The following is a 13,174-nucleotide window of genomic DNA, read 5'->3' as shown; positions in this document are numbered from 1 at the left end:
TTTCAAAGTAAACAGTTTGGCATATTAAATAGATATTAAGCGGACATTATACCGTCTCATTTAGGCTTTGCTAAGATTTTTCTTGCCTTCAGACGGCCTCAGGGGTATGGTTTTAACTTTTTCCTCCGGTCGATTTGACCGAATTGCAATTTATTTCCGAACACTAAAATACCATGAACCATTCCCTTCCTCTTTCTGATTATCTAACCCGTATTTTGACCGCTTCCGTTTATGATGTGGCCGTAGAAACGCCCTTGGATTTGGCGCGCAGTCTGTCAGGCCGTCTGAACAATCAGGTTTTGCTCAAACGTGAAGATTTGCAGCCGGTGTTTTCGTTCAAAATTCGCGGCGCGTACAACAAAATGGCGAAGCTGCCTAAAGAAGCCTTGGATTGTGGCGTGATTGCAGCAAGCGCGGGCAACCATGCACAGGGTGTGGCTTTGTCGGCTCAATATTTGGGTTGCCGCGCCGTCATCGTGATGCCGGAGACTACGCCGAAAATCAAAATTGATGCAGTAAAGAGCCGTGGCGGTGAAGTGGTATTGAAAGGTGTGTCTTACAACGATGCCTATGATTATGCGATGGAGTTGGCAGAAAAGGAAAAACTGACCTATATCGCGCCATTTGATGATCCTGATGTGATTGCAGGTCAGGGCACTGTCGGCATGGAAATCCTCCGTCAACACCGCAATATCAATGCTATTTTTGTGCCGATTGGCGGCGGCGGTTTGGCAGCAGGCGTAGCGGCGTTTATCAAACAGGTTTGTCCTGAAATTAAAGTCATTGGCGTGCAAACCAATGATTCTTGCTGTATGAAACAATCGGTCGAAGCAGGGGAAATCGTACATTTGAAAGATGTCGGCCTGTTTTCAGACGGCACGGCGGTTAAAGTGGTGGGCGAGGAAACCTTCCGCCTGTGTAAAGAACTGTTGGACGAAATTATTACGGTCAATACGGATATGTTGTGCGGCGCAATTAAAGATATTTTTGACGATACGCGCAGCATTACCGAACCTGCAGGCGCATTGGCGCTTGCCGGCCTGAAGGCTTACGTTGCGAAAAACAATATTCAAGGTCAAAACCTGGTTGCCGTCACCAGTGGCGCTAACATGAACTTCCACCGCCTGCGCCATGTTTCTGAACGCAGTGAGCTGGGCGAGGGCAACGAAGGTATTTTTGCCGTTACCATTCCTGAAGAAAAAGGCAGCTTCCTCAAGTTTATCAACGTCTTGGGTAGTCGGAATATTACTGAGTTCAACTATCGCTACGGCAGCGATAAAAATGCTCATATTTTTGTCGGCTTGCAAACTGCCGGTGCGCAAGACTTGGCCGTCATCAGCAAACAACTGGCTGACGCAGGCTTACCGAATGTCGATTTGACCAATGATGAAATCGCCAAAATCCATATCCGTTACATGGTCGGCGGACGTACGGAAAAAGTATCCAGCGAACGCTTGGTCAGCTTTGAATTTCCGGAGCGCCCCGGCGCATTGTCCCGTTTCTTGAACCATATGCGTGCTGAATGGAATATTACTTTGTTCCATTATCGCAATCATGGTGCGGACTACGGCCGTATTTTGGTCGGTATCGATGTACCTGAAAGCGACAATGAAGCCTTTACCGACTTCTTGGAGAGCTTGGGTTATGTTTATAAAGAAGAAACCGATAATCCGGCTTATAAACTTTTCTTAGCTTAATCAGTAAGATAAAAGGCCGTCTGAAATTTTTCAGACGGCCTTGTGTTTTATGTTCGGCTATTTCTTACGGAACACCAAGTCCCAAACGCCATGACCCAATCGTTTGCCTCGGGCTTCAAATTTGGTTTCAGGGCGATAATCGGGCGTAGGGGCGTAATCGGCAGCCGTGTTTTGCAAAGAGTCGCAACTGCTCAAAACTTCCAGCATTTGTACGGCGTATTCTTCCCAGTCGGTCGCCATATGGACATAGCCGCCGCTTTTGAGTTTGGGCAGCAGCTTTTCAACAAAAGGCACTTGTACCAAGCGGCGTTTATTGTGGCGTTTTTTGTGCCAAGGGTCGGGGAAGAAAATATGAATGCCGTCTAAAGAACCGTCTTCCAGCATCTTTTCTACTACTTCCACTGCATCATGACGCATCACGCGGATATTGGAAATGTGTTCTTCCTCAATCAGCTTCAAGATATTACCGACGCCCGGGCCGTGAACATCAATTGCTAAAAAGTCGGTATCGGGCAGACGTTTGGCAATTTCCACTGTCGCGACGCCCATACCGAAACCGATTTCCAATACTTTAGGATTGTCCCGTCCAAAAGCGCGGTTCAAATCCAAAGGAGCTTCTTGGAAGTCCACACCAAATTGCGGCCACATTGTATCAATGGCGCGCTGTTGGGCCGCGGTCATATGGCCTTGACGCAAGACGAAACTGCGGATGCTGCGTTTGTGTTCTTCAGGAACGGTATTTTCGGGTGTATTTTCGGGTGTATTTTCTGGAATGTTTTCGGACATGTTGTTTTAAATCAGTGAGAAATCAAATAAAAAGGCCGTCTGAAAGAATCAGACAACCCTGCATATAAATCGGCGTGATTATAGCGAATAAACGCTTTTCCTGAAACCTTTTAAAAAGAAGGTTTCAGACGGCCTGATTAAGACAATACCGGTTGCGGTACTTTGTGTTGCACTGCATAAACCGCAGCTTGGACGCGGCTGCTTAGGTTCAACTTGCGCAACAAGTTTTGCACATGCACTTTGACGGTTGACTCTGCCAAGTTCAAATGGCGGGCAATAATTTTGTTGCTGTGTCCGGCGGCAAGATAGCCCAAGATTTCCATTTCGCGCGGGGTCAGTTGCTCCAGCAGATGGTCGGAGCGGGAAGGAGATGGGGAAATCAGCGATTGCACCAAGCGGCTGGTCATTTCTGGAGAAAAGACGTTGTCGCCATCGACAGCTTTGCGGATGCTTTCCAACAGGAAGTCGGCATTGATGTTTTTCAGCAAAAAGCCTTTTGCACCCATACGCATACATTCGGTCAAATCATCGCTGTCTTCGGAAACAGTCAGCATAATGACGGTCAGTTGAGGATTGATACTTAAAATTTGAGCCAATGCTTCGCGGCCGTTCATGACCGGCATATCCAAGTCCAGCAAAACCACATCAGGCTTGAGCTGCTCAACCATTTTTACGCCGGCCAGGCCGTCTGAAGCTTCGCCGACGACTTCAAAATCAGGCTGGCGGGAGAGCAGGGCTTTGATGCCGCTGCGAAATAGGGTGTGGTCGTCAATAAGGGTAATTTTAATCGTCATGATGCTGTTCTCATTTGTTGCGGCAAAGTCAGCATAACCGCCGTACCTTGCCCAATCTGCGATGTAATGGCCAATTCTGCGTTAATCCGTTGGGCCCGTTCCTGCATAATGCCCAAGCCGACATGTTCGCCTGAAGGCCGGTTTGATAGGTGTTCTTTATTAAAGCCTGCGCCGTCGTCACGAATCGTCATGACAAAATCGCCGTGGTTGGCAATTTCGACGCTGACATGTTGCGCACGCGCGTGCTTCCGGATATTGGACAGGCTTTCCTGCAAAATGAAGATGATCTGCAAATGCTCATCATAATTCAAAGCCTGCCCGTCGTCCTGCCATTTTAAATCAACTGGAATACCGGTTTGTCGTTCAAAACGCGCCAGCAGCGATTCTACCGCTTCAGGAAAATCTTTATTACTGATTTTGGTGCGGAAATTCATCAAAAGTTCGCGTACGTCCTCGTAGCATTCCTGCACGCCGTCTTTGATGAAGCCGATATTTTCTTCTGCCTGCTCGCGTTGGTCTGAAGCAAACGCGCTTTCCAGCATTTGTACCTGCAAATTCAAAAAGGTCAAAGCTTGTGCGATGCTGTCATGCAAACCTTGCGCAATCAAGTTACGCTCCTGCAAGACTGCAAGCAGGCGGCGCTCTTGTTCCATGCGGTTGTTGGCGATGGAAATGCCCAGCTGTCCGCTTAAGGTATGCAGCAGTTTTTCGTCTTGCTCATCAGGCATATGGCCGTCTGAAAAATACAGGGCCAATACACCGAGCTGTTCGTCTTGGTAAACGATTGGGAATTCTACACGATTTCCCTCTTCGGTTTCACCGACACTTGCCGCCAAGTCAGAGCGTTTGCGTTCTTCATCGGAAAGATATACCGTACCGCCCAAAGCGGAAAACGCCGGCAGAATCTGAGCCAAAAATTCTTCTGCGGCCTGTTGCGGCGTAAAGGTTTGGTGCAGATTGCGCGTGGTTTGGTAGAGCAGGGTCAAATCACGGTTTTGCCGCGCCAAGTCTTGGGTTTGTTTGGCAACTTGTCCTTCCAAGTCTGTATAAAGCGTATGCAGACGGCGGCTCATTTGGTTGAAACCCTTGCTTACTTGGGCAAACTCACGGATCTGGTCTGTCTCGATTTGAACGCCGAAATGCCCTTTGCTGATGGTTTCTACGCCATCACGCAGTTTTTCCAAGGGCCGGATAATCCATGAATAATGCCAAACAATCATCAAGCCTGCAGCCACAACAATCATCAGCATCATGGCCATTTGGAAGCGGCGCAGCCACAAGGTATTTTGCTCGTTGGCATTTTCCATCGCCTGTAAAAACAGCTCGATGTTGCCGGCAAAACGGTACAGGCCGATTTGGGTTGGACGCTCGTAATGTTGTAAAGACGGCTTGATATTGGATTCCCAATCAATCAACAGCATCGATTGAATCAAGTCATAAGCCAGCGGCATTTGAGACGGAATCAGCGGATGAATGGCATCACTTTGCGTCACATTGGCCAGCGTACGCTCAAATTCTTTGATTTGGTTGTCAATTTGCGCATTGGGTGTACGGACACTTGCCATGTAAGCCAAACGGTACACCTGCATTTTCAAACTGCCTGCATCTTCAATCGTTTTGGCTGCGTTTTCCAAACGCCAAGAAAGCAGCAGGGTAAAGACAATCGACAAAAACGCCGAACTGACCCATAAAAAAGTCAGTAGTTTTAAACGCGAAGACAGGCTCAGGCCGTCTGAAGATCCGGAGAATAAACGCATAAAGCACGCAGGTGAACTAATCCGATAATCTTATAAAAATATCATTCTTTCGGCCTATAAACAACCTGTCTAAAATAATTGTATGGTTATGATAAGAAAAAACAGGGGTTTAATGTAAAATCATGTTATGATAAAATTCATTTCAAGTGAATTAAATCATGAAAATAAGGTTTCAGACGGCCTGAAACCTTGAAACTTATCCAATAAACACAACATCTTGAACCACACTCCATACTCTGCTTCGCAAAGGACTACCAAAATGAAAATTTTCGCACTGATATTGGCCGGCGGGCAGGGAAGCCGGATGGGAGGTGTCGATAAGGGGTTGGTGCAATGGCACAACAAAGCCTTGATAGATCATGTTATCGAAAAAATCCGCCCCCAAGTCAGCCATATCGCCATCAGTGCCAACCGTAACCTTGAATCTTACGCGCAACGCAGCGCGCACGTTTTTTCTGATGCGCGCCAATGGCAGCATTACGGCCCTTTAGCCGCTTTGTGTACTGCTGCCAACGATTTGCAAATTGCCACTGCCGATTGGCTGCTTATCGTATCCTGCGATATGCCGCGTTTGCCGGAGAACTTGGTTTCCCAGTTTGAAACCATCGCGCGGCGCACGCCATTGTGCAATGCGTTTTATGTGGAGACCCCTGCCAGACCGCATTACAGCGTGATGTTTATCCGGCCGCAAATCCTGCAAAGCACCGTGCCATACCTTTATTCAGGAATGCGCAGCATCCGCGGCTGGCTACAGCAACAGCGCGCGCGGGTTGTCCATTTCCCTCATGAGCAGGATTTTATCAGCTACAACACGGAAAACGATTTGGCCCAGCCTTTGTAGTTGGGTCGGTGAGGGGCTAATGTTCAGGTAGAGATATGCTAACTTGATGATTATTTAATATCTTTCAATAGGTAATAACTATCTTGTAATTAGTTCCCTTAGGAATTCATCAATCCGTATATTTAAATAAAATATACGTTCTTCGTTAAAATAAACTTTGGCTTTTTCCCTATCGACTGTTGCTTTTAGGTCATTTAGTCTGCCTAAGTCCAAATTTTCGCTGGTATATTTTCTTGCCAACAGCGCACGTAGCAAATCTCCATCCAGCCCTAAACCTTTAATTACTTTTAGCACCTTATCATTGGCATCTTTTTGTTTGTACGTGGTGATGTAATCACTTAATGCTAAATTTGGATCAAGCTTGATATCGCCGGATTGCACATCATGTAAAAACAACTCAGCAAATTTTTGATCTTCCTTAGAAAGCGTAGCAAAAGAGTGGTGTAGTTCCTCAAGTGCAGCAGCTTCTTCTATGCCGCCGATGGTTTTAAGCCATTTTTCAAAACGGGCATTCATATAATTTTGATCAATTTTATCGGTTTCGATTTCGTTGATGTGTGAACGCAAATCAAATGGCACATCATCGTTACCGCCACCATTGCTTAGATTCTCTTTAAACAAATCTTTATAACGAGCCAGCAGTTTATCGTAGGTTTCTTGATCGAAATTGAGTGTGGCAGTGATCACGCTGTCGTCTTCCTGCACCACGTCATAGCTTGATTTTTCCCAAGAAAAGCCCAAGAGCCGAGCAGCTTGTAAGTGCTCATTGAGCTGATTGAATAGTTTGACAAACTTTGCGCATGAGGTTGTATCTTCAGGATTTTTTGAAAAATCCTCTAATCCTGCCCATTTGAAAATATCGGCAATATCGGCAAAACAGACATTCATTTTGTCGATAACTTTATCTAAATTATCGACAAACAGCCCCATTGGACGGTCGCCCGAATAAAGTTTTACGGCTCGCTCAATATTGCGTTGCATCGTATGCGGCTTACGGTAATAGCGGATTAAACCAAAAGGTTTATCGGTTTTGTCGCATAAGCGGTTAGTGCGGGAAAATGCCTGAATCAAGTTGGCGTAATCCAAAATTTTGTCTAGATAGAGCGTATTGAGCCATTTGCTGTCGAAGCCCGTCAGCATCTGATCAACCACAATCAACAAATCCAGCTGCTCGTCGGGTTTAATTCTCTTATACGCATTGATATGCGACAACCTATCCGACAAATCCGTTTTAAATCGGGAATAAGTGGCGTAGCCGAAGCTTGTGCCAAACTGGGCGTTGTAATCATTCAAAATTTCGGCAATCCATTCTTCCTTATCGTTGCCTTGACCATCGTTAAGAATATTCGGATCGAAAAGGGCAGTCAGCTTCAGCCCGGAATTTCTGGCTTTAATTAAGCGATAATAATTGACCGCTTCGGGAATAGAGCTGGTGGCAAAAATGGCATGATATTTTTTGCCTTGGCTGAGGCGTGGCCAATTATCCAGCATGTCGTCAATCACCGCATTCACATGTTCCGGCGTTTGATATTGCACATTGGGTATATAATCTTCAATGCCTTTTCGATATTTGCCGTCTGAAGTATATTCTCCCGCCATCGGCACATCATTCATAAATTGATTGTAGATTTTTTTCTTTTGGTCATCGGCAAATACTTCGCTTTCATCTGCTGCTTTGGCTTCTTGCAAAGCGACAGATCTGCGTAAATCGCTGTCTTTAAAGGTGCGGATATGGAAGGGGTGAAAGCCCAGCACATTTTCATCACGAATGCCGTCTGCAATCGAATAGCGGTGCAATTCATTGCCGAAAACCGTGGCAGTGGTTGAACTTTTCTTAGCGTTTTCTTCTTCAATCGGCGTGCCGGTAAAGCCGAAGAAAATCGCATTGGGGAAGGTGTGCTTAATGGTGAGCAACATATCGCCAAAAGTAGTGCGGTGGGCTTCATCAACGATAAACACCAAACGTTTACCACTGATTTGCTCGATGTCAGCCTCATTGACTCCTTCTTCCGCCTTGATATTACTCATTTTTTGAATGGAGGTAACGATTAAGCGGTCGCGGTCTTGTTTGCTTTTCAGCTTGGCGAGCAAAATGGCGGTGTTTTCCGTTGCCTGTACATCATCCTTGCTGTCGGCAAAATTCTGATATTCCTCCAGCGATTGCTTGCCCAGCTCAATACGGTCGAGCAAGAAAATCACCTTATCCGCATCTTTACGGCGGCTGATTAACTGCGCCGATTTAAAACTCGACATTGTTTTTCCCGATCCTGTGGTATGCCAAATATAGCCACCGCGCTGATTGCCCGAAGTCCAATCTGTCTTTGCCACCGTGTCGGCAATTTTGTTGACCGCATAATACTGATAGCTGCGCAACACTTTCAGCTGCTCGTCTTTCGCATCGGCAATGGTGTAATCGCCGATAAACTGGTGTGCCATCGGAATCGAGAGGAAATGCGTCGCCACCTTGTCCCAATCGTTCATATACACATTATTGAAATCCGCCCAACGGAAATAAAACGCAGGATTTAATTGACCGCCGGTATTGGCAAAATAGCGGCATTCTTCCGGCGTCATCGCCACAAACACCTGCACCAGGCTAAAAATGCCAGAAAACGCGCCTGCCTTATGGTATCGCTCAATTTGATTGGTCGCTTGACTGATGTTGCCCACTCCTGAGCGTTTCAGCTCAATATGGAACATCGGCATCCCATTAATTAACAACATCAAATCGCCGCGCTGCTTAGGGTATAAATCCGAACGAGGAGTAAATTGGGGCTGCTGGGCAATTTGATAGCGGCTTTTGCCGGCAGAAATTTCCTCACGGTCGAAAATATCCAACGACACTTCCTTGCCGAAATGACGGCTTTCCTCATTTTCACGCTTGATTGCCACCGTTTTGCCGTTGATAAAGCCGTTTAACGCATAAGGCGTTTTCAATGCCTGCACCTGCTCCAAAATCTGGTTCATTTCCGTGCGAAGCAACGGCACATCGAGCTTGTCGATATGTTGGTTGGTTTTATTCAAATGCTCCTGCCAGTTGGCAATTAACTTTTCTTCGGTGGGATAGCGCAACACTTCCTTTTCCCAGCTTTTAGTGGACAGCAAGGCAATCAGTGCATTTTCAAAATCAGCTTCTTTATTAAACATTTTTTTTCTCCGTAAGGGCGCTACTACAATTTTTCAGACGGCCTCAATCATGGGCAGGAACACCCGTTTTAGACCAACATCGCCGCCAACAGTCCTTTTTTGAGTTGGTTTAATTTTTCGACTTCTGCCGTCTGTAAGGCAATGGTTTCGTCCAGTTGGCGGAAGAAGTTGCCGATGGCGGTTTGTTCTTCCAGAGTTTTAGGAATTAGAATTTCTTGTTCATTTAAATCGCCAATACTTAAGTTTCCAATTGCTCCATTCCCGCCTGCTACGAAAATGCGAATAAAATCTAAATACCAAGTAGAGCTCATTGAGGCATTTAAAAAATAAGGATTTTCTGTTTTTGCTAAAAGCATAAAACCGCCATGAACTGCTGGCATAGATGTTTGAATAATTGCGTGTTTTCCCACCAAACGAGAAGAACCATTTGCTGCCGTAATTAAAATATCTCCATTCTGAACTAAGGGAATGTTTACCGCACGTTCGCACACAAAAACATCATCATTTTTTTCAATATAATTTTCTTCATCAATATTAGAGGAACGCAAAACACGAATACCATTTGGGGAAATATCTAATGGTGAATATGTTAAACCTCTACGCAGTTCGGCTACCTCACTGAATTTTCTACATTCCCATTCCCCCTCAAACCCTTTAAAGCGGATTTTCGGTGTTTTTTCACCATTTGCGGGGAACATTTTTGCCAGCATTGCCTTTTTAAGCTGACGGCTTTTTTCCAACACTGCACGGCTCTCGGCAATTTGGCTGTCTAGGCGACTGAAAAACAAACCGAGGTGGGTTTGTTCGGGGAGGGAAGGGTATTTAATTTCAATTTGATGTAATAAGCTGCCCTTAATGCCTTGAACTGTACCACCAGATGAAAGAGAACCTAAAGTAGCCTGAAACGTATTAGTTAAAAATTTCTGAGTTAAGAAATCATTGTTTAAGATACCCTTTATTCCACGATATTTGATTATTCGTTGAGCAAGAGCTACATCTTCCCGATCTATTTGGGCAACATTTCCTAAAGGAGCTTCGGTCGTAATTAACACATCCCCAATTTCAGCTTTTCCACGACTCATTACACTTTCAAAATCTTCAATAGCGATAAACTCTTGTGAAACTTTATAATCTAAACTTCCCATTTTTACGTTTTTAGCAGTAATAAGAAAAATGCCTTCTTCTGTTTTTCTTGGCGTTTTCCCACGATAATCAACATACTCTGCTATTTCTATAATTTTTTGTTCTTTCCACGCCCCCGTAAAACCTTTAAACCGCAAACGTGGCTCTTGTTGCTTATTCATTTTGTCCCCTTAGCCTTTCAAAATTGCCTGCCATGCGGCAATGCCCTGCAAGTCAAATTCGCTTCCGGTGAGTTCGTCCATCATTTGCGCCAGTTCGGCGGCGCTTTCTTGTTTACGCTCGCTGATGTGCTGATAGGTGTCGGCATATTTGTCGCAAAGTGCGGTCAGTCTTTGGCTGAATTGCGCCAGCATGTTTTCAGGTAGCCTGCACATCGCCTCATTAAGCGGAACAAACCATTTTTGACGGAGCAAATCGAGGGCTTCGGCATCATCTAGGGCTTCAATGGCGGCCTTGGTTTTGCTGTGAAGCTCGGCGGATAGGGTCTTGAGTTCCGCCTTGAGCGTTTTTTCTTCGGCAAGCAGTTTATAGGCCGTCTGCAATTTTGCACCTAGGCTTTCTTCGGCAAAAATGTGTTTGTCGATGGCTTTGGTCAAGTCGGCTTTTTTGGCAATCACTATGCCGTCAGCTTCCAATTCTTGTTGCAAGGCTTTGGGAATTTCGGCATTGATAAAGCCGTCGCCTTCTTCATTGACGGCAGGGCAGGCTTTTTCTTCTTCGCTGAGGTTTTCCAAAATGCTTTGCATTTCGGCGGCAATTTCCGCCAAGCGGGTTTCTTTGGCTTTTAGGTTTGCCAATTCCTGCGGCAGTTTGACGGCCTGCACCAATTCAAACGGCAGAATATGCCCCACCCAACCGTCTTGTACTTCGGCTTCTTTTTTGGTTTTGCTGTCTTTTTTCAGCACCATAAATGGATCAACCTGCTTAATTGCCTGTTTGCCTTCGGTTTGAATCATCTCCAAATCGGCGGCAATACCAGCCACATCGGCGCGCCATAGGTCATCGAGTTTTTGATAGGCAGTATAAAAATCCAATAAGGGCATTGCCTGTACTTTTTCCCGAATAAGTTCGGCGAGTTGCTGCTGGGTTTGGGAGATGTTGAGCGTTTCCATCGGCTCAATCAGCAGGGTTTCCAAGCTGGTAGTGAAATCGGCAAAGTTTTCTGCAAATTGCGCTTGGTAATTCAGCACGCTGGCGTGGCTTTGCATGGCAGCTTTGAGATTGTTGGTTTTCGGCTGCACATAAGGTGTGCCGTTATCGGTAAATAAGGCCGTCTGTAAACCGTCAAAGGCTGCCCAGTAGTCTGCGAATTGTGCCAGCTCTGCTTTGGGAATGCCGCCGTGTATGGTGGCGAAAATATCCCATTGCTCCGTCGGTTCGGCGGAATCGACATAGCGCGGAATATTGAGGTTGTAGCCGTTTGCCACAATTTCGGCTTTCGGCACAATGCGGGAGAATTTAGGCAATTCCCGACGATGGGTCACGCAATCGACAATGCGCTTGATGTCGCTTGCCTGCAAATGGTTGTTTTTGCCCACTTTAATGAAATGTTTGGAGGCGTCAATCATCAACACGTCGTTACGTTCGCGTTCTTGGCGTAAAACGATGATGATGGTGGGAATGCCCGTACCAAAAAAGATATTGGCAGGCAGACCGATAATGGCATCGATATGATTGTATTCAATCAGATTTTTGCGGATTTTCTCTTCTTCGCCACCCCTAAAAAGCACGCCATGAGGCAAAACGATGGTCATGATGCCTTCGGGCTTTAAGTGGAAGAGGTCGTGCAATAGAAAGGCAAAATCGGCTTTTGCCTGCGGGGCGACGCCAAAGCGTTTGTAGCGGATGTCGCCTTCTTTGTCTTTGGGATTCCACGGCTGGGAATAGGGCGGATTGGACACTACGGCATCCAGATACAGCGGATCGCCTTCCAGCGGCCAGTCGTCTTCTAATGTATCGGCATTGCGGGTGAAAATATTGCTCGGCAAAATGCCGCGCATGACCAGATTCATGCGCGTGAGGTTGTAAGTGTTTTCTTTTAATTCTTGTGCGTAATATTTGATGCTGTCGGCGCTTTTGAGATGTTTGGCAACGCTATGGCCGATGTTGATCAGCAATGAACCTGAGCCGCTGGTCGGGTCGTAAATGCTGATTTCTTCACGGTCTTTGAGATGGTCGGCAATGATTTCAGACATCAGCAAAGATACTTCGTGCGGCGTATAGAATTCGCCCGCTTTTTTGCCTGCGTTGGCAGCAAACATGCTAATCAGGTATTCATAAATAAAGCCCAATACGTCATAGCCCTGTTTGCCGTCCATCGGTATATCGGCAATCAGTACAAAAAGGTCTTTCACCGCATTGGTTTGGCTGGCGGCGGTATCTCCCAATTTGCTCAAACCGGATTCTAAGGTTTTGAAAATACCGTCAAAAACTGAGATGTAGTTTTCTGCAATATTGCGGCTGAAAGCGCTCATTGCAGTGCGGACGTTGGCAATATTGAAATCCGAGCCTTGGGCTAGCCAAGTTGAGAATAGATGTTCGTAGCTGATGAAATAACCGAGGTTTCTTTTGATATGGTTGACAAGCTCCCCGTTAGCTTCGGTAAGCTCATCGGCAAAATTTGATTTTTCTAAGCCTTGTTCAAGGGCAAATTTCTCCAGTTTGTCGGACAAAAATTTGTAGAAAATAAAGCCTAAGATGTAGTCTTTGTATTCGTTCGCTTCAATTTTGGAACGCATTTTATTCGCAGATTGCCAAATTTTGGCTGCAAGTTGTTGTTTATTCATTTTTTCTCTTATTGGTTTTTGATTTTATACATATTACGGTATTTATGATTACTTGGTGCAGGCTAGCTATGATAAACCATCAACACAGTGTTTACATAATTTACATCGTAGAGGAAGTATGATTCATCGATGCAATGCAAAATGGTAGGAAAGCTCACATTACACAAAGGCCGTCTGAAACTCAACTTTCAGACGGCATCTTGTATCCATATAAGAGCCGCTA

General features: G+C 45.7%; 8 protein-coding genes. 2 read left to right on the top strand and 6 right to left on the bottom strand.

The window, feature by feature from the left end:
• The first annotated feature begins 173 nt into the window (after positions 1-173).
• A complete protein-coding gene (gene ilvA / locus LPB400_RS07275) occupies positions 174-1,697 on the top strand; it encodes a threonine ammonia-lyase, biosynthetic (protein WP_107769358.1) in 1,524 nt (507 codons plus the stop codon).
• A 57-nt stretch (positions 1,698-1,754) separates the two neighbouring features.
• Here ilvA and trmB read toward each other — a convergent pair whose 3' ends face one another.
• The 3 genes from trmB to LPB400_RS07260 form a co-directional block, all read right to left on the bottom strand.
• Positions 1,755-2,483: a tRNA (guanosine(46)-N7)-methyltransferase TrmB gene (gene trmB, locus LPB400_RS07270; RefSeq protein ID WP_219088571.1), complete on the bottom strand. Its 729-nt coding sequence runs from the start codon at positions 2,481-2,483 to the stop codon at positions 1,755-1,757.
• Positions 2,484-2,620: 137 nt separating this feature from the next.
• On the bottom strand, positions 2,621-3,277 hold the full coding sequence (locus LPB400_RS07265) for a response regulator (RefSeq protein WP_003680203.1): 657 nt from the start codon (positions 3,275-3,277) through the stop codon (positions 2,621-2,623).
• Entirely contained in the window at positions 3,274-5,034 is a 1,761-nt protein-coding gene (locus LPB400_RS07260) for a histidine kinase (RefSeq protein WP_219088569.1), read from the bottom strand. The genes LPB400_RS07265 and LPB400_RS07260 overlap by 4 nt, the downstream gene beginning before the upstream one ends.
• A gap of 259 nt (positions 5,035-5,293) precedes the next feature.
• On the opposite strand from LPB400_RS07260, the gene mobA reads away from it, so the two are divergent.
• Positions 5,294-5,875: a molybdenum cofactor guanylyltransferase MobA gene (gene mobA, locus LPB400_RS07255; RefSeq protein WP_049328535.1), complete on the top strand. Its 582-nt coding sequence runs from the start codon at positions 5,294-5,296 to the stop codon at positions 5,873-5,875.
• Between the two features lie 78 nt (positions 5,876-5,953).
• Here the strand turns inward: mobA and LPB400_RS07250 are convergent, their stop codons facing one another.
• The 3 genes from LPB400_RS07250 to LPB400_RS07240 all read right to left on the bottom strand — a co-directional run bounded on the left by LPB400_RS07250 (position 5,954) and on the right by LPB400_RS07240 (position 12,951).
• The gene (locus LPB400_RS07250) at positions 5,954-9,022 is read right to left on the bottom strand and encodes a type I restriction endonuclease subunit R (protein WP_219088567.1); all 3,069 of its coding nucleotides are present in this window, start codon (positions 9,020-9,022) and stop codon (positions 5,954-5,956) included.
• 68 nt (positions 9,023-9,090) lie between these two features.
• Positions 9,091-10,326 carry a restriction endonuclease subunit S gene (locus LPB400_RS07245; RefSeq protein WP_219088565.1) on the bottom strand — a complete coding sequence of 412 codons (1,236 nt, stop codon included), beginning with the start codon at positions 10,324-10,326 and terminating at the stop codon, positions 9,091-9,093.
• Positions 10,327-10,335: 9 nt separating this feature from the next.
• Positions 10,336-12,951: a type I restriction-modification system subunit M gene (locus LPB400_RS07240; protein WP_219088562.1), complete on the bottom strand. Its 2,616-nt coding sequence runs from the start codon at positions 12,949-12,951 to the stop codon at positions 10,336-10,338.
• Between the last annotated feature and the right edge of the window lie 223 nt (positions 12,952-13,174).

This window comes from Neisseria perflava (assembly GCF_019334725.1).
Taxonomy (GTDB): Bacteria; Pseudomonadota; Gammaproteobacteria; order Burkholderiales; family Neisseriaceae; genus Neisseria; species Neisseria subflava_A.
Note: the sequence above shows the minus strand (reverse complement) of the source record. Positions and strands in the feature narration are given on the sequence as shown.